The organism is Parafrankia irregularis (assembly GCF_001536285.1).
GTDB classification, from domain to species: Bacteria; Actinomycetota; Actinomycetes; order Frankiales; family Frankiaceae; genus Parafrankia; species Parafrankia irregularis.
In genome coordinates, this window is record NZ_FAOZ01000025.1 from 21,829 (window position 1) to 39,251 (window position 17,423).

Sequence of the window (17,423 nt, forward strand, 5' to 3'; positions counted from 1 at the left end):
CCAGATGGCCGCTTCGGCGACTTCTTCGGCTTACGCCCACGCGAGACCGGCGACATGCCCCGAATCGTAGGACCCCGGCCTCGGCCCTCGCCCAGAGCCACAGGGCCCCACAGTTCTGGCACGCCGGAGAGGGCCGCCGCCACTGCGACGACCAGTTGCAGTCCCGGCTCGACGCGATCGGCATTTCTCGCTTGGTCAGTGCGCCCGCTCCGGTCGCTGTCTGTCAACGGCGTCGACGAGGCTGGCGAAGACGAGCAGGCGGCAGGCGGATCGCTGAAGGCTGCCGAATCCGTGGTGTAGCGCGAGGTGGCGGGTTCCGAGCAGAACCGTTGACCGGACTACTGGGCTGACGATCAGCGTGTCGTAGGCGGCGGGTGGTGGCCCGTCGGTAACTGTCACCCAGTTCCGAGTGAGAGGACTGCGTGCGGATGTCCGATAATTGTGATCGTGTGATTGATCTGATCGATCTGCCGGAGTGGGGTCGGGTGGTCCCGCTGGCGGGTGTCGAACCGTTCTGTGTGGTGGACGAGGCGGACCGGCCGGTCGAGCCGGTCCGACGATTCCTGCGTGACCTGGTAGTGCAGGGATGTTCGGCCGCTACGGTGCGCAGCTATGCGTTTGCGTTGCTGCGTTGGTAGCGGTTCCTGCGGGCGGTGGAGGTGGAATGGTCGAAGGCGTGTCCGGCGGAGGCGCGGGATTTCGTGCTGTGGTTGCAGCGGACCAGGAAGCGGCGTCGATTGCCGCGAACCGATTCCGCGATGACGGCAGGAACGGTGAACCCGATCACCCGCAAACGGTTCCAGGCCGACAGCTATATCGTGGCCACGATTCGGCTTCGAACGCGGTCGTGCGGTCGTTTTATGCGTTCTGGATCGAGCGGGGCGAAGGGCCGCTGGTCAATCCGGTGCTCCTGGCTCGGGGGCGGGGCCGGCGTCCTCATACGCATCACAACCCGTTGGAGTCGTTCCGGCCGGAGGGGCGGCTGCGTTATAACCCGCCGGCACCGAAACGCCGGCCGCGGGCGATGCTGGACGAGCGGTGGGAGCAGCTGTTCACGGCGATGCGTTCGGACCGTGACCGCGCGATCCTGGCGTTGGCGGTCAGCACCGGCGCTCGCGCCGGGGCACTGCTGGGAATGCGCGGTATCGATCTGGACTGAGGCGACCAGCTGATCCAGGTCCGGCGCAAGGGGACACGGGCGCCGCAGTGACTGCCGGCCAGCCCGGAGGCGTTCGTGTGGCTGCGCCTGCACGTGGAGGAGATCGGCCGACTGGGTGCTGACACGCCGGTCTGGCAGACGCTGCGCCGTCGCGCCCGGGACGGCGGCCCGCCCGGTCGCGTGCCGTTGAGCTACGAGGCGCTGCGGGCGGTGCTGCGCCGCGCGAACGGCCTGCTGGGCACGAACTGGAGCATGCACGACCTGCGGCATACCTGCGCCCTGCGCATGATCCGTGATGCTCGGTTGTCACTGCGCGACGTGCAGACGATCCTCGGACACGCTCACCTGGCCACGACCGAGACCTACCTCGTGGAAGACGACCCGCAGGTCATCCGCCGAGTACGGGACCATCTCGCCGGCCGCGACGAGCCGCTGACACTGCCGGGCCCCGGCGACGCGACGACCCCCTATCGGGCTGAGGATCTCACCGTGCTGCTCGGGCCAGCCGGCCGATGACGACGACAGCACCCGCACCTACCAGCGTCGAGGTGGCCACCGCCGCGATGAGCACGGCGCGGGTCGGGCCGTTGAACAGGGCGAGCACCGCGGTGGTGCTGGCGGAGATCCCCACGGCGGCGCCGGGGGTATAAATGGGATATTCGTAGAGCGGTACGCATCGGCTGACGGTGGCCGGTCCGCTATCCCGCCCCGTGGTTACGTGGGGCGGGTTCGGACGTTTACGGCGCGTCTGGGGCCGATGGTGGCCGCGGAACGCGGCGCGACGGGCTCGGCGGGTTGGTTCCGGGTGTCCGCTCCGCGGGTTCGGGTTCTCCGCCATGTTGCCCCTTTCTCACTGGTGTGGCCTTGTCAAGGCGACCCGCGGGCGGCGGCCCGACCAGGTCGTTCATGACGTTCAGGGCTTGGACCTCCCGGGACCGGGGGTCGTTGCCAAGGCGCGGGTCAGGTTCGCGCAGTGGGGACTTCGGGTCGTGGGGACTGTCCCTGCGGGTATGACGGGATCGGCGGTGGAAGACGCCGCCCGCCGCAGGGTCTTCCGAGGCGGCGGGCGGGACGGGGACAGGAAGGAGCGGGTCGTGGGCGAGCAGCGATCGCATCCACGGATCGTGGTGGGCGCGGACGGGAAGGCGCCGAGCGTGGCCGCCCTGCGCTGGGCAGTGCCACAGGCCCAGGCCACAGGCGCGATAATCGACATCGTGACGGGATGGCAGGTCCCTGCGACGATCCTGGTGACGCGCACCTACACCGAGGGCGACTACATGGAGGACGCACGGCGGGCGTTGGAGCGGACCGTGGACGAGGCGTTGGTGAACGTGCCCGCTGTGCACATAGAGAAGTACCTGGTTCCCGAGCGTCCCGCGCTGGCGTTGACCAGGACTGCCGAGGACGCGGACCTGCTCGTTGTCGGCGGCCACGGGCGCGATTTTCCCGGTATGCGTCTTGGATCGGTCGCGTCATACTGCGTGCGTAACGCGCCCTGCCCGGTCGTCGTCGTGCGCGGCACCTTCACGGAGGCTCAGACGCAACCGAGCATGACCGGAAGCCCGGCCGCCGTCCACTAGTGTCCCGTGATTCTGTTTGCTTATCGCTTGCGGTTTCGGTTGTTGTCGACGAGTTTGCGGATGCTGGTCTGGGTGAGACGGACCTTGGCGAGGATCTCGTCGGCGGTGGCGGTCCAGGTGAACGGCTGGGCGTTGCTGTTCCAGTGGGTGATGTAGTCGCGGATCTGGCGGGTCAGGGCATGGACGGAGGGGAAGGTGCCGCGGCGGATTGCCTGGCGGGTGATGATCCCGAACCAGGTCTCGTCGGGTAGCCCCGGCGCATTGCTGCGCCGGGGGCCCCCTCAGAACCGGCCGTGCCCGCTTTCCAGGCAACCGGCTCAAGCGAGCCCTGTGGGCTTGCAGGCGGGCAGAAGCGCTGCCCGAATGCCATCGTCGAGGGTGCGGCGGTGGCAACGGGCGTGTATGAGGCGGGTTGCGACGCGTTCGTCCGGTGTGCCCGCGCCCCAGGCGATCAGTGTGCGTTTGCGGGCGCCGTGCGGGTGGCCGCGAGCCACTGTTCCCACTCGTGCGGGCTTTGTGGCTCCCGGTCGACGTGCAGACATCAGTCGAACCTCCTCAACGAGTACCACTGTTCTCATGCGACCTCGTGTCGCACGATCTGGTTGATCCAGGACGAACCGACCGGGGTGAAGTGGAAGTGGACGTGCGGGTTCGCGTCCAGCCAGGTCTTCACGCTCGGGAGTGGTGTGGGTCGACAGGTTGTCCAGGATGACGTGGATCTCCCGGCCGTCGTGCGGGGCGACCGCGGCTTTCAGGAATGTCAGGAACGCGGCGCCGTCCCGGCGGGGGTGGCAGGCGCCGAGGACTTCCCCGGTGCCTGTGTTGAGGGCGGCGAACAGGTTCGTGGTGCCGTGGCGGACGTAGTCGTGGGTGCGTTTCCCTCTGTGTCAGTCTCGGGTGAGACACCCGCTGGGTGCGGGTTGGCTACAGAGGGCGTGATCGGAGATCCTTGTGCCCGTGGAGTCAGAGTCGCAGGAACGTCCGGGCGGTCCTCCGTCGCGGCGTGATCCAGCGCCGCGGCCGTCGCGGCGGGTGTTCAGCACGGCATACAAGCTGCGGATCATCGCCGAGTACGAGAACGCCCCACACGGAGAGAAAGGCGCGATCCTGCGCCGGGAGGGCTTGTTCTCCTCACACGTGGTGGAGTGGACCCGGGCCCGGGACGCGGGAGCGCTGGGTGGATCCGGTGGCGCGGCTCGTTCTCCGGAGAAGAAGCCGGGAAAATCAGCGGAGCAGATCGAGCTGGAGAAGCTGCGCAGGGAGAACGAACGACTGAAAGCGAAGCTCGCAACGACTGAAACCGCGCTGGATATCATGGGAAAAGCGCGCGTGCTCTTGGAACAGATCTCCGAGAGCACGGACACCGAGAAGCCGTAGACCAGACCCTGAACGGTGCTTTCGACGAGCTCCGTGCCGCGGGGGTGCCGGTGAAACGGGCCTGCGCATATACGGGCAGGTCGAGGGCGACGCATTACCGTCATACAGCTCCTGGTGGCCGGCTGCACGGCCCGTGGCCGGCGAGGAAGCCGCCACCGGCGGCGTTGAGCGACACCGAACGCGCCCAGGTGCTGGCGGTGCTGGCTCGGGCGGAGTACCAGGATCTGGCGATCCCGCAGGTCTGGGCCCGGGAGCTGGACGCCGGCCGGTACTGGTGCTCGCTGTCCACGATGTACCGGATCGCCCGCGCGGCCGGTCAGACCCGGGAACGCCGCGCGCAGGCGACCCATCCGGCCCGGGTCCGCCCGGAGCTGTCCGCGACCGGACCGGACGAGATCTGGACGTGGGACATCACCGCGTTGAAAGGACCGGCCAAGGGTGTCTGGTACAAGTTGTACGTCATCCTCGATATCTACTCCCGGTATGTGACCGGCTGGCTTGTCGCCGCCGCCGAGGACGCAGTGGTCGCGAAGGACTTCCTCACCGACGCCATCAACCGGAACGGGGCCGCGCCGCGGGCGATCCACGCGGACCGTGGTGGAGCGATGGTCTCAAAACAGGTCTCCGACCTTCTCGTCGAGCTCGGTGTCCACCGGTCTCATTCACGGCCACGGACCTCGAATGACAATCCCTATTCCGAGGCGCAGTTCAAGACTCTCAAGTACAGCTACGACTTCCCTGACCGGTTCGGGTCGTTGGCTGATGCCCGTGCCTTCTGCGAGGGGTTCTTCACCGCCTACAACCACGACCATCGCCACTCCGGGATCGGGTTCCACACCCCCGCCTCGGTCCACTTCGGGACCGCCGAGCAGGTCCAGGCCCACCGGCAGGCCATCCTCGACCGCGCCCGCGCGGCGCACCCTGAACGGTTCGCTCGCAGGCCACGGCCGCCCCGGCTACCCGAGACCGTGTGGATCAACCAGCCACTTCCAAGCCAACCGACCAACGATCAACTGTCTCAGTTGACTTGACACCTACCGTTTCTCGGTGCGTCCGAAACTGATCGGGAGTAGGGGTTGGGTGCGGTCCAGTGCCTCGACCTGTGTCTTCTCGTCGATGCAGAGCACGACCGCGCCGCCGGGTGGTTCGAGGTAGAGCCCGACGATGTCGGCGACCTTGACCGCGAAGTCCGGATCCCGGGACAGTTTGAACGTGCCGGACTGATGCGGGCGCAGCCCTTCTTCCCTCCATACCTTCGCCACGTAGTGCCAGGACACCGGCACCGGTCCGGTGTGGCCGATGTAGCGGGCCATCTCCCGGCTCGACCAGTGCGACAGTCCGGTCTCCGCGGGTGGGGTCGTGCGGGTCAACGCCACGATCCGGGTCCGTACCGCGGCGGGGACCTGCTCCCGCGGGGCTCCTCGCGGCCGGTCGACCAGACCGGCCACCCCGTCCCGTTCGTACCGGCTCAGCCACAGATCCACCGTGGGTCGCGATACCCCCGCCAGCTGGGCGATCCGCGCCTTCGGCGTGTTCTCCGCATGCCACAGCACGATCCGCGCCCGTGTACCCACGTTCGCCGGAACATCCCGACTGTTGATCAGCGCGGACAGTTCCGCCCGTTCCGCATCCCCCAACTCCACAAGATCATTCTATCTGGCGACCCGTCAACGTAAAAGAAACGGAATCACAAGACACTAGTTCCTCGGGTATCCGCCCAGCTCGAACCAGTTCCACCATCTGCCGGCGGAACTCCTCGGTGTATGGCAGTTTTGATCTCGGCACCTGCACTCCTCCCCGGGATCATTATCCCAAAGAGCCCAGGTGTGAACAGGAACAGGTCAACTCCAGGGTTCGGGTTCCACCCGCTGTGGGCGTTCGCCGACCACGGCCCGGACGGGTCGGGTGAGCCGCTGGCGGTCCTGCTACGACCGGGGAACGCCAGGGCGAACACCGGCGCCGACCACATCACCTGGCCACCGTCGCACTCGCCCGGCTACCTCGGCGGCTGCGTCGCGGCCGGTCGGTCCTGATCCGGACCGACAGCGGCGGCGGCACGCACGCGTTCCTCGACTGGCTGCACCGCCGCCGGCTGAGCTACTCGGTCGGGTTCACCCTGCCCGAGAGCGCGTCCGAGGCGATCGCGAAGGTTCCGCCCGGGGCGTGGACACCGGCCTACAACGCCGGCGGGCAGCCCCGCGACGGCGCGTGGGTCGCCGAACTCACCGGGCTGATGGACCTGTCCAGCTGGCCTGCGGGCGTGCGGGTCCTCGTGCGCAACGAACGCCCGCATCCAGGCGCCCAACTCCGGATCGTCGACCCCGGCGGCAACCGCTGCACCGCGTTCGCGACCAACACCCCCCACGGCCAGCTCGCCGACCTGGAACTACGGCACCGCCGCCGGGCCCGCTGCGAGGACCGGATCCGCGCCGCCAAAGACACCGGCCTGACGAACCTGCCCCTACACGACTTCGCCCAGAACAGGGTCTGGTGCGCCGTTGTCTCCCTCGCACTCGACCTCCTCGCCTGGACTCAGGTGCTCGCCCTGGCCGGCCACGCCGCCCGGCGGTGGGAACCGAAACGCCTGCGGCACAGGCTGTTCACCATCGCCGGACGGATCGCCCGTCACGCACGACACACCGTGCTCCACCTGCCCGAGCACCATCCATGGGCAGCGCTGGCCCTTCAGGCCCTGACCACACTGCGCGCGCTACCCGACCCCGGATAGCCACCCGGACCTGCCCTGCCCCGACGACCTCGCACCACCCCCGGCCGTGGACCGGCGCTCCAGCCCGCGCGACAGCGAGCCACCCCGCCACACCCCGACGACACACCTCAACATCAAAAACGGGGCGGGACGACCGACAAACCGACCCAGCCACCTGGCGAAAGATCGAGGTTAGAGAAGATGCTGGTGAGAAGCCTGACCATGCGCCGTCGCGATCGGTACGATCCCGGGGTTGCACATGCGACCGGCAAGACGTCGGTAGTGGCCACCGTGGACACAGTGCGCTGCGCGGCGGCCCTGCGGCCTCAGCTGGACTTCGACGACGAGAACGACCGACGATGGCGTGCCACCGAGACGGCACTGCTCACCTTGACGCTCTACCCTCGCGACACCGTCGTGGCGGACGCCGACACTGAGTGTCCGGTGCAGGTCCACCGCTCCTTGGCCGGCTGCTCAGTGCGCAGGCGCCGCAGCCATGACCGGCAGACGGCGACTCGCGGGCGGCGGCCCGACAGGTCGCACATGCGTTCAGTTTAGTCAGCCCTGCGGACCTGCCAAGAGCTCGCAGGGCCGTTGCAATACTGGCGGCACTCCAGGGATCAGTGGCACGAACCGATCAATTGGGTCCACGGCACTGGGTGTTCTGATACAGCGGCCATCACCGACGGTCAAAGTTGTTACGACCAGGGCATTGCCACTGACCTCGACGGCCCGGCTCCGTGGCCGGACCGTCGAGCGTGGGCATCGCGTCGCGTCGGGGAAGGCGCCGCCGGACCACCCCGCGCTGCCGGACTACTGGTAGGACAGGTTCGACTGCCCTTCGATCACGCGGCCGGCGATGTAGAGGTCTCCGTTGGAGTCCAGTACTGCGATGATCTTCTTCTGGCTGCCATGGTGGGTCGTGAAGAAGATCTTGTCGGCCTCTTGGGATGTGGAGTAGTTAGTATTAACTGAGAGCTCGATGCTTACCGGCGAGCTGATGAGCACGTCCTTCTTGGGGGAAGTCGGGTACTGCTGGTTCTGCCGCAGTTTGATTCGGCCGTGAGTGTCTCCCTCGTCCCAGTCCGTCGCCAGCCCAAGATCAATATCCGGCATGGAGAACTCCGTTCATACTTGTGCGGAAAACCTCTCCCGAATGGAGTAGGCTGCTTTTCTCGCAAAAGATCGGGATAGCCGGCCGTGCCGGATTATCCCTACGAATAGCCGAGCGCAAGGATAGCGTGCCGCCGAGTCGGATTTTTCCCGACCGTTGGCCGCCTCGCTGGCCACCCTTCTATCGGTCTATCCAACCGAACCAGAGGCCGGGTGTTCGGGAAGCCATGGGCTACGGGGACGGTATCACCGGCTAAGTTTACATATTTCGTTTCCCGGTCCACGTTGTTCGGCTCAGCGAGTCGCAGGCACCGGCCGCAACATCTCCCTCCAGAGGTTGCGGTGGAATCGCGCCGTCGCGTAGGTAGCATCACACGCCGAGGTTGGCGCCGTGCAGAAATCTCCGAGAAATGTCATCCTGGAAGTTTTCTGTCCGCTTTGCTGCGGTATGCGCAATATCTGACTTGGGTATATGGCCGTCTGGTGAGCCCCAGGGCGCACCCGAATTGTTGCCTGCGGAACCAGCCTTCGACCCGATGTCGGCACTCCCGTCAGGCAGGTAGTAGCGTGGTGCGGACGCAAACGCTATTGCGTACGCGCTGGTTCCCGGAGTAGATCTCGGCCGGCAGGCCGACTTCCGGATGATCCATCCATGCGCGTACCCCGCGAGGCGATCTGCATGTCGCTGTACGAGCGGTCCCGGGGCGTGTTGCACCGGGCGCTACCGCGCCATCACCGCGGGTGCCAGGTCATAGGCCGAGCAGGTCACGTTCCCGGTCGGCGGTGACCCCGGTCTCGGCGTAGATCGGCCGCTTCCCGACCCGCCCGTCCCGCACCTTCACTATGGCCGTTGGTGAATCACGACAAGTGTGGTACACATCACACACGTACTCCCGGCTGCTGTAGAAGTGGGATCGTCTTCATTAAGTGAACCGTCGATAGCTATTGGAGCGCCGATGAGGGATCGTGTTGTGGTGGCGGGTGTCGGCATGGTGCCGTTCGCGACGCCGAGCAGGAGCGACAGCTACGATGTGCTGGCAGAAGGGGCGGTAAAAGCGGCCCTGGCTGATGCGGGGATCGTCCTCGCTTCAGTCCAACAGGCGTACGCCGGCTATGTGTACGGCGACTCGACCAGCGGGCAGAACGCGCTGTACCGGGTAGGGATGACCGGGGCGCCGGTGTTGAACGTGAACAACAACTGCTCGACTGGATCATCGGCTCTGTTCCTGGCGCGTCAGGTGGTGGCCTCCGGAGCGGCGGATTGTGTGCTGGCGTTCGGATTCGAGCAGATGCAGCGCGGTGCGCTGAGGACGCAGTGGGACGACCGACCCAGCGCTTTCGGGCGGTTCGACGAGGTGATTACCAAGGTGCAGGGCGAGGCCGAGGGGGTGCCCTTCGCGCCGCGGTACTTTGGCGGTGCGGGCGCAGCCTACTGTGAGAAGTACGGGATGGACCCGACGGTGTTTGCGCGGATCTCGGTGAAGTCTCGCAGGCACGCAGCCCACAACCCGTATGCGGTCTTCACCGACCCGCTGACTGTGGATGAGGTTCTTGCCTCACCGCGGATCTTTGGTCCGCTGACCCGGTTGCAGTGCTGCCCTCCCACCTGCGGCGCGGCTGCCGCGGTGATCGTCTCCGAGGATTTCGCGCGCGCCAACGGGCTGCGGGCCGACGTGACGATCGCCGCTCAGGCGATGACCACGGATACCCCGTCGTCGTTCGATGGGGACCTGATGCACCTAGTCGGATACGACATGACCAGGTCCGCAGCTAGGCAGGTCTATGAGGCGGCCGGGGTGGACCCACGCGACATCCACGTCGTGGAACTGCATGACTGCTTCACCGTCAACGAACTGTTGTCCTACGAGGCGCTGGGGCTGACCCTGGAGGGCACGGCGGAGAAGTTCATCGCCGACGGCGACAACACCTACGGCGGGCGCGTGGTGACCAATCCTTCGGGTGGGCTGCTGTCCAAGGGACATCCGCTGGGCGCGACCGGGTTGGCGCAGTGCGCGGAGCTGGTATGGCAGTTGCGCGGCGAGGCCGACAAGCGCCAAGTGGAGGGCGTGAATCTGGCGCTGCAGCACAATATCGGCCTCGGCGGGGCCGCCGTGGTCACTCTCTACGAGAAGACGGGCTGAGCCTGGCCAACAACACCGACACCGCGGATGCGCAGGCGGGAGAGCCGATCACTATCACCACGGAGCGCCGTCGACTTCCTCTTCACCAAGGCCATCAGCCAAACAGGCATGTTGATGACCGCGAGCCGCTCGACAAGCTCCGAGCCTGACGATCAGATGCTCAGTCGCCGCGTGCTCGTGCATACGGATCCCTCTGTAGCCGCGCATTGTCCACATTCGCTCTTCAAGAAGGCGGCATGCTCGAGTTCCCGGTGAAGAGATCCGCCGTCACCTGCGACGGCTGGTCGCCGCAGCCAGTTCTACACCCGTCGCGCACTCAGGCCGGGCCGGGGGCGCCCCAGCCAGGTGACCGAGAATCTCACCGTTGGCGCTGATCTTCCGGCGCGGGCGCACCAGAGGAACCCGCACAGAGGCTGCTGCCGCGGCTGGTCCTCAAACACGATACCCCGGCTTCGAGAAAGGGGCCGCAATCCGACAACGGCTGGCCTGCATGCCCAGGACATCGCCGAGCAAAAGGCGGTGGATTCTCGCCGCCTGATCCGCAGCATCCGCGGAGCGATTGTCAATCGCGACGTCCGCGGTCATGTAAAGCACAAAGTCCCGCGTTCGGCTGGACCGTCGACTACCTTCTCGAAGGTGTCGCTGGCAAGCCCGGTGGAACCTCGCAGAAACACCCGGCACTGGCTCATCGAGTCGGCTACTGAGATCGACATCGCCCAGCAGTACGTCGACCGCCAGATCGCCTGCCGGCTGTCCCCGGCCGACACGGCCAAAGCCAGGCGGAGGAGCTTCGAGCCGTAGGGCCGCGTGACGGACGCCCGCGCGCAGTTGCACCGGCGGTTACGGGTACATGGTCGCGTACCCGAGCCTGGACAGACTTGCGGATCTACAGTGGCACCGCAAAGACCCTCGACCGGTCGCCGGGACTGGGCCGACCTACCTTGAGGAGGTTGACGTGCCGGACCGTGCGCTCGCGCCGCCGCGTGGCACCCGTCCGCGTAACCGGCGGGCGCTGATCCTTGGCGCCGCCTCTGACCTGTTCGCCCGCCGCGGCTACGACCAGATCGGAATGAGCGACCTCGCCGAGGCCGTGGCGATCGGCCCGTCCGCGTTGTACCGACACTTCTCCAGCAAACAGAACCTACTCCGCGAGGTCATCATCGGAGGCCTGGCCCCGATGCGGCAACTGCTCGAAAATCTCAACCTCGCCGACCAGTCCACGGCATCAGCCCAGCTCGCAGCCCTGTGCCTCGACGAACGCCACCTCGGCGTGCTCTGGCAGCGAGAAGCCCGCCGCCTTTCGCTTAACGACTATGCTCGGGTGCGCACCGAGGTCCGCGAGATCGGACGCCGGCTCACCGACCGGGTGCGCGCCGCCCGCCCTGAGCTCGACCGCCGCACCGCTGACCTGGTCACCTGGGCGACGCTTGCCGTTCTGATGAGCCCGTCCTTCCACGACCTTGAAATGCCCCGGCCCGCATACGACGAACTGCTCGCCGAGCTTGCAGGCCTTGTGCTGGAAACCTCGCTGCCAAGTGCCTTCGCCGCACCGTCGCCACCACCAGTTGGACCGGTATTGCTGCCGGCGTCACGCCGGGAGGCTTTGCTCGCCCAGGCGGTGCGGATGTTCGCCGCCCAGGGCTTCGCCAGCGTCGGCATGGAGGACATCGGCAACGCCGTCGGAATCACCGGCCCCAGCGTCTACAACCACTTCCCGAGCAAGCTGGACATGCTGCGCACCGCATTTCAGCGGGGCACAGCCGCCCTGTTGATGGACGTCAGCACCATCTATCAAACCTCGAGCGGTGCAGCCGATGCGCTGCGCAGACTGGTCGTCTCCTACATCCGATTCTCTCAGGTCCACCACGACCTGATCGGGCTGCTGATCACCGAGGTCGAGCACCTCCCTGAGGTCGAACGCCACGCCGCCCGTCGAGCCCAGCACAACTACCTCACCGAATGGGTCCACCTGCTCCAGCTCATGTACCCCGAGCTCGAGGCCACCGCCGCCCGGATCCGCGTACATTCCGCAGTCGCCGTCGCCAACGACACGGCCCGCACCCCTCACCTGCGGCACAACCCGGACGTGCCGGCCGCGATCGAGTCGATCTGCGGCCGGCTGCTCGGGCTCTGACCTGGCACGGGGGGTTCTGTTCCCGCCGCTGCTGATAAGCCCGGCCAAGGCAGCGGCGGTCTCCTCGCGCGGGTCGATTCCGTCGGTGCCACTAGGCCGTGTCCGGCCGATCATGGGTTGGTGGGTGTTGTCCTGGTGTGGGCGGTGATCTGGTTGGCCGGACATGTGGATCTCTTGCCGGGACGGTCGTCCTATGGGGCGGGGGGATCTGACAGCGCAGGAATGGGACCGGTTGGCGCCGCTGCTGCCGGTGAGTAATGGGCGGTGCGGCCGGTGGCGGGACCACCGGCAGGTCGTGAACGGCATCCTGTTCCGGGTCCGTACCGGGGTGCCATGGCGGGATCTCCCGGAGCGGTTCGGCCCGTGGAAGACCGTGTATGAGCGGCATCGCCGCTGGTCAGCGGACGGAACCTGGGACCGGCTGGCCGGTGAACTACGCCGCGGCGGGGATACCGACCCGCCGACCGGGTCCGGTGGCGGGTGGGAACTGAGTGTCGATTCCACGACCTGCCGTGCCCACCAACACGCGGCCGGGGCACCGAGACTGCGGCCCCGGGTGCCGGGAAAAGCCAGGCGCCCGTGAACGATGCACCCGATGAAGGACTCGGCCGTAGCCGCGGCGGGTTCACCACCAAGATTCACCTCGGTGCCGACGGGTATCGCCGACCGGTCAGCCTGCTGATCACCGCCGGCCAGGTCGCTGACTCCACCCGGTTCACCGCGGTCGTGGACCGGGTCCACATGCTCCGGTCGGGTCCTGGCCGGCCCAGGACCCGACCCGACCGGGTGCTGGCGGACAAGGCCTACTCCAGCCGTGCGAACCGGACCTACCTGCGCGGGCGGGGTATCACCGCGACGATCCCGGAGAAGGCCGACCAGCAAGCCAACCGGCGTCGCCGCGGCTCCCGTGGTGGGCGTCCCCCGTCATTCGACGCCGAGGCGTACAAGCGACGGAACACCGTCGAGCGGTGCATCAACCTGCTGAAACAGAACCGGGCCGTGGCCACCCGCTACGACAAACGCGCCTACGTCTTCCACGGCACCGTCACCGCCGCAGGCCTACGGCTCTGGCTCCGACCACCATGATCGGCCGGACACGGCCTAGTCCCCACCGTCTGAGAAACGCACCAGCTGTTTCCAGGTCCGCGACCGGCGCCACGACCTGACAAAACAGTTCGGCCAGCGGCGAGGAACCGTGCCGCTGGCGGGCTTCGGCCAGGCACCTGGAGTTCGCTCCCATCGCGGCCCCACGACGTAGAGATCCGTGAGCCTGGCGCCGAGCCGGCCGGCGCCTCACCTCGTAGTCGTCGCCCGCGGCGGATAGGGGAACGGCGCGAGCCCCATCACAAAGTAGGCCACGACCTGCTCTGTGAGCGTCGTGTCGCTGCGCCGGGCGTTCTTCCCTGTCGCCTCGTCGACCGCATCACGCGGAACGAACGATGTCAGGACCCCCCGAGAGATCTAGTCCGTCAGCCGGCTACCCGCGACCATCTCAATGTCTGCCACACATTCCGATCGTGCCGGCAACCAGACAGAACAACCGGAACCGCCGCACCGACGATCGCCAGGATCCGGTTGGTGGAAGTGGCATTGTCAGTTACAGGGCACCGCACTTGACCAATCTATTGAATGTTCAGTTGATCGGGCTACCGCAACGGGCTGCAGATTGTAGTGGTACGAATTGTCTGCCGTCGTCGCTGACACGCACGAAGTAGTAGCAGTCGGCGAGTTGGTCCCGGTCTTTTGCGAGATCCACCGGCGCGGGGAGTAGCCCGGCGCCGTCGTAGTCGTGCACGGCGCGCAAGCCTTGGATGAACGACTGGCGGTTCGGACATGCGCCGGCGGTTTGCAGCCCGCGTAGAAATAGGTCCGCGGACAACCAGCCGAACACGGCGCTTTCCTGCTCCGGCACCTCGCTCTGCGAAGAGTGGTGAGCCATCGCGGTGAGCAGCCGCTGATGTGCGGGGGTGTTCAGCTCAAACGGGAGGAAGCTGATGTAGATTGTCGTGCCGGCTAAGACTGGGCCGAATTGTGTTAGCAGATCCCGGTCGTAGCCGAGCGAGAGGAGTACCGTCCTGAGGTTCACGCCGGCGGCACGGACCGCGGGGATGATCTGAGCGAGGACGTCCGGGGTAACGACGCCGGTAATGGCGTCGATGTTCGCCTCCTTCATCTGTCTGGCCAACGCCCCGAAGCCGGTTGTCTCGGCGGTCACTTCAGAGTCTATGTCCACGCTGACACCGGCCACCCTTAGACTCTCAACGAGCTGCCGATGGTATTCTTGTACCGCTTCGTTCAACGCTACGTCCACCACGGCGGCCCGAGTTCCCCCCGCACTACGGATAAAATCCCCCCAGACGGTCGACGATCCGGTCGAATGTGTATAATTATGCCATGTAAACATGTTTTCGTGGGTCACCCAGGCGGGTTCGGCTCCTAGTCCGATGACCGGTACGTCCAGATCTGCGAGGTACTGGGCTGAGCCGGAGACCGCACCCAGTCCTTCCATGATGCCGAAGACTTCTTCCTTCTGAATGAGTTCGCGGGCCGCGGTGAGATTCAGCTGGGGAGTGGAGGCGTCGTCCCGCCAAACGGCGACAATCTTCCGCCCGTTGACGCCGCCTGCGCTGTTCGCTTCACCAAGACGAGCCTCAATCCCCGCCCGGAACGCATGCATGCTGTGCGAAAAAGGCCCGGTGTCAGGGAACAGAATGCCGGCCTTAATCTCGGTCTCAGTTATGCCCGGTGCGGCGCAGGTAGCCGCTCCGGCGGAGTCCTCCGAACCGGTGCACGCAGCCAGTCCGACCAAGCCACACAGAATAAGAATCAGCGCAGTCAGCCGTAATAGCGATGACCGTCCAGGTAGGGCAATCGCGGCGGTGCTACAATTCTGTTTCAGATCTATCGTGACGTTCAGCGTCGACGGACTTCCCTCAAGCATTTCCTGACGACCTTGCGCTGAGTTCCGGTGCAATTTCCTGTCATTATCCAATTTCGCGACCGCATTTACTAGTCGTTCTGGTCTGGGAGAATGGGAGCATAGTCTTTAGGTGATTCTGACACTTCCCGACAGGCGGCAAGATGCGCGACACCGTTGGTGGCCAAGAGCCCTGGCCTCGCAGGTGGTGCAGCGAGATAGCGTTGACCCCTACACTGGTATCCGAGAAACAGGTGGCACCTCACTGTGGAGGCCGCGGGCGGTGCGGACGATATTAACAATGTCGTACATAATATTGGTCAAGCCGTAGTCTTTGGGTGTGTAGACCGACGTTATTCCCATCGCGATCAGCTGCTGTATGTCGCTGGTCGGGATGATCCCGCCGACCACGACCGGCACGTCCCCCAGCCCGGCGGTGCGAAGCCCGGTGAGCACTTCGGGTATGAGATCCATGTGCGATCCGGAGAGCACGGACAGGCCGACCAGGTGGACGTCTTCCTCGACAGCGGCGGCGACGATCTGTGCTGGGGTGAGCCGGATACCCTGGTAGACGACTTCGAAACCGACATCGCGGGCCCGTACGGCGATCTGCTCAGCTCCGTTGGAGTGTCCATCCAGGCCCGGTTTTCCGATGAGTAGCCGGAGCCGCCGGCCGAGCGCATCGCTAGTACGGGCGACGAGATCGCGTACTTCGGCCAGTTCCGCGCCACCCGCGGTTGCGGCTGCGGCCGACACGCCGGTCGGGGCCCGGTACTCTCCGAACACCTCGCGTAAGACCCCTGCCCACTCTCCAGTCGTCACTCCGGCTCGGGCGCAGGCTAGCGTCGCAGGCACCAGGTTGGCGTCGGTCTTCGCAGCCGCCTGCAGCCTCAGTAGAGCCTCACCGACTGCAGTGGCGTCCCGACCGGCGCGCCAGGCGGCGATCCGGGTCCCGGCGGCGCTCTCCACGGCCGGGTCGACAGTTTGCACCGCCGTGTCTAGGTCCGCCAATAGCGGGTTCGGTTCGGTCTCGGTGTACCGGTTCACGCCGACCACGGTGTCCTGCCCGGATTCGATCCGTGCCCGCCGCGCAGCCTGGGAGTTTACCAGCTGGGACTTCATGTATCCGCTCTCAACCGCCGCGACCGCGCCACCCATTGCCTGGACCCGGTCAATCTCCTCGGTAGCGGCGTCGACCAGCTCGGCGACCCGTTTCTCTACGACGACCGAGCCGTCGAAGAGGTCTTCGTATTCCAGCAGGTCGGTCTCGTAGGCGAGGATCTGCTGGATGCGTAGCGACCACTGCTGGTCCCACGGCCGCGGCAGCCCCAAGGCCTCGTTCCATGCCGGGAGCTGCAACGCTCGGCACCGGGCACCCTTCGACAGGGTGACGCCGAGGGCCTCGAGTACGATCCGGGTGACATTGTTCTCCGGCTGCGCCTCGGTCAGTCCGAGGGAGTTGACCTGTACCCCGTACCTGAACCGGCGCTGCGCAGGGTCCACCACCTTGTACCTGGTGCGCAACAGTCCGTCCCACAGCACCCCGAACGCGCGCATCTTGCACATCTCCTCGACGAACCGCACACCGGCGTTCACGAAGAACGACATCCGGGCGCACACCTCGCCGATCCGGTCCTGCGGCACCTGGCCGGACGCGACGACCGCGTCCAGCACCGCGATCACCGTGCACATCGCATAGGCGATCTCCTGCACCGGTGTCGCGCCGGCCTCCTGCAGGTGATAGCTGCAAATGTTGATCGGGTTCCACCGGGGGACCTCGACCACGGTGTAGGCGATCAGATCGGTGATCAGTCGCAGCGACGGCCCGGGCGGAAACACGTACGTTCCCCGCGACAGGTACTCCTTGATGATGTCGTTCTGCGTCGTACCCGTGAGCTCGTCAGGCTGCGCGCCCTGCTCCTCCGCGACGACCTGGTACAGCGCGAACAACCACATCGCCGTCGCGTTGATCGTCATCGACGTGTTCATCCGTGCGAGCGGGATCCGATCGAACAACGCCCGCATGTCACCCAGATGCGCGATCGGCACCCCCACCTTCCCGATCTCGCCCCTGGCGAGAACATGATCAGGATCATACCCGGTCTGGGTCGGTAGATCGAACGCCACCGACAGCCCTGTCTGCCCCTTCGCCAGATTCTGCCGGTACAAAGCATTGCTCTCCACCGGGCTCGAATGCCCCGCATATGTGCGGATAATCCACGGCCGGTCCCGCTCAGATCGGACGGCCTTGGACTGATCGAACCCCGAACGCCCACCCTCAGGCGCACCTGCCAC

General features: G+C 66.2%; 17 protein-coding genes and 1 pseudogene. 11 read left to right on the forward strand and 7 right to left on the reverse strand.

The genetic code is table 11. The features are described 5' to 3' along the window. Positions 1 to 195: 195 nt before the first annotated feature. Positions 196 to 399 carry a hypothetical protein gene (locus AWX74_RS39595; RefSeq protein WP_131799548.1) on the reverse strand — a complete coding sequence of 68 codons (204 nt, stop codon included), beginning with the start codon at positions 397 to 399 and terminating at the stop codon, positions 196 to 198. A gap of 50 nt (positions 400 to 449) precedes the next feature. Between AWX74_RS39595 and AWX74_RS41575 the strand changes: the two genes are divergently transcribed. From AWX74_RS41575 to AWX74_RS41585, 3 genes are all read left to right on the forward strand, one after another. Beyond that, positions 450 to 638 (forward strand): hypothetical protein, encoded by a 189-nt coding sequence (locus tag AWX74_RS41575; RefSeq protein WP_226931202.1) that lies wholly within the window; start codon positions 450 to 452, stop codon positions 636 to 638. Positions 639 to 664: 26 nt separating this feature from the next. Then, positions 665 to 1,159 carry a site-specific integrase gene (locus tag AWX74_RS41580; RefSeq protein ID WP_226931203.1) on the forward strand — a complete coding sequence of 165 codons (495 nt, stop codon included), beginning with the start codon at positions 665 to 667 and terminating at the stop codon, positions 1,157 to 1,159. Positions 1,160 to 1,234: 75 nt separating this feature from the next. Then, positions 1,235 to 1,675, forward strand: a complete 441-nt coding sequence (locus AWX74_RS41585; protein WP_235498447.1) for a site-specific integrase — start codon at positions 1,235 to 1,237, stop codon at positions 1,673 to 1,675. On the opposite strand, the gene AWX74_RS40235 is transcribed toward AWX74_RS41585, so the two are convergent. Then, the gene (locus tag AWX74_RS40235; protein ID WP_161934845.1) at positions 1,644 to 1,790 is read right to left on the reverse strand and encodes a hypothetical protein; all 147 of its coding nucleotides are present in this window, start codon (positions 1,788 to 1,790) and stop codon (positions 1,644 to 1,646) included. The two genes, AWX74_RS41585 and AWX74_RS40235, sit on opposite strands and share 32 nt — an antisense overlap. Positions 1,791 to 2,253: 463 nt before the next feature. Between AWX74_RS40235 and AWX74_RS28100 the strand changes: the two genes are divergently transcribed. Beyond that, on the forward strand, positions 2,254 to 2,739 hold the full coding sequence (locus tag AWX74_RS28100; protein WP_063793346.1) for a universal stress protein: 486 nt from the start codon (positions 2,254 to 2,256) through the stop codon (positions 2,737 to 2,739). 317 nt (positions 2,740 to 3,056) lie between these two features. Here the strand turns inward: AWX74_RS28100 and AWX74_RS42880 are convergent, their stop codons facing one another. Continuing rightward, a complete protein-coding gene (locus tag AWX74_RS42880; RefSeq protein ID WP_200931451.1) occupies positions 3,057 to 3,578 on the reverse strand; it encodes a transposase in 522 nt (173 codons plus the stop codon). A gap of 193 nt (positions 3,579 to 3,771) precedes the next feature. Between AWX74_RS42880 and AWX74_RS28110 the strand changes: the two genes are divergently transcribed. Both AWX74_RS28110 and AWX74_RS28115 read left to right on the forward strand, forming a co-directional pair. Beyond that, a complete protein-coding gene (locus AWX74_RS28110; protein WP_091283117.1) occupies positions 3,772 to 4,116 on the forward strand; it encodes a hypothetical protein in 345 nt (114 codons plus the stop codon). Positions 4,117 to 4,166: 50 nt separating this feature from the next. Continuing rightward, positions 4,167 to 5,147, forward strand: coding sequence for an IS3 family transposase (locus AWX74_RS28115; protein ID WP_054571141.1), 981 nt, complete (start codon positions 4,167 to 4,169; stop codon positions 5,145 to 5,147). A gap of 3 nt (positions 5,148 to 5,150) precedes the next feature. On the opposite strand, the gene AWX74_RS28120 is transcribed toward AWX74_RS28115, so the two are convergent. After that, positions 5,151 to 5,759: an IS630 family transposase gene (locus AWX74_RS28120; protein WP_200931448.1), complete on the reverse strand. Its 609-nt coding sequence runs from the start codon at positions 5,757 to 5,759 to the stop codon at positions 5,151 to 5,153. Positions 5,760 to 5,966: 207 nt separating this feature from the next. Between AWX74_RS28120 and AWX74_RS28125 the strand changes: the two are divergent. Beyond that, a pseudogene (locus tag AWX74_RS28125) lies at positions 5,967 to 6,844 on the forward strand (IS1380 family transposase); the annotation flags it as partial. Between the two features lie 792 nt (positions 6,845 to 7,636). Here AWX74_RS28125 and AWX74_RS28135 read toward each other — a convergent pair. Then, the gene (locus tag AWX74_RS28135; protein WP_054571100.1) at positions 7,637 to 7,939 is read right to left on the reverse strand and encodes a DUF6342 family protein; all 303 of its coding nucleotides are present in this window, start codon (positions 7,937 to 7,939) and stop codon (positions 7,637 to 7,639) included. A gap of 953 nt (positions 7,940 to 8,892) precedes the next feature. On the opposite strand from AWX74_RS28135, the gene AWX74_RS28140 reads away from it, so the two are divergent. The 4 genes from AWX74_RS28140 (at position 8,893) to AWX74_RS28150 (ending at position 13,297) form a co-directional block, all read left to right on the forward strand. Further along, on the forward strand, positions 8,893 to 10,077 hold the full coding sequence (locus AWX74_RS28140; RefSeq protein ID WP_054571099.1) for a lipid-transfer protein: 1,185 nt from the start codon (positions 8,893 to 8,895) through the stop codon (positions 10,075 to 10,077). A 345-nt stretch (positions 10,078 to 10,422) separates the two neighbouring features. Next, a complete protein-coding gene (locus AWX74_RS39605) occupies positions 10,423 to 10,878 on the forward strand; it encodes a hypothetical protein (protein WP_131799550.1) in 456 nt (151 codons plus the stop codon). A gap of 49 nt (positions 10,879 to 10,927) precedes the next feature. Continuing rightward, the gene (locus AWX74_RS28145) at positions 10,928 to 12,211 is read left to right on the forward strand and encodes a TetR/AcrR family transcriptional regulator (protein ID WP_083473907.1); all 1,284 of its coding nucleotides are present in this window, start codon (positions 10,928 to 10,930) and stop codon (positions 12,209 to 12,211) included. A 193-nt stretch (positions 12,212 to 12,404) separates the two neighbouring features. Further along, positions 12,405 to 13,297 (forward strand): IS5 family transposase gene (locus AWX74_RS28150; protein ID WP_479724502.1). Its coding sequence is split into 2 segments (ribosomal slippage): positions 12,405 to 12,791 and positions 12,794 to 13,297, totalling 891 coding nucleotides; the frame shifts between segments, so codons are not numbered across the junction. A 547-nt stretch (positions 13,298 to 13,844) separates the two neighbouring features. On the opposite strand, the gene AWX74_RS28155 is transcribed toward AWX74_RS28150, so the two are convergent. Both AWX74_RS28155 and AWX74_RS28160 read right to left on the reverse strand, forming a co-directional pair. Then, on the reverse strand, positions 13,845 to 15,152 hold the full coding sequence (locus tag AWX74_RS28155; RefSeq protein ID WP_083473905.1) for an ABC transporter substrate-binding protein: 1,308 nt from the start codon (positions 15,150 to 15,152) through the stop codon (positions 13,845 to 13,847). Between the two features lie 207 nt (positions 15,153 to 15,359). Beyond that, a complete protein-coding gene (locus AWX74_RS28160; protein WP_054571139.1) occupies positions 15,360 to 17,423 on the reverse strand; it encodes a protein meaA in 2,064 nt (687 codons plus the stop codon).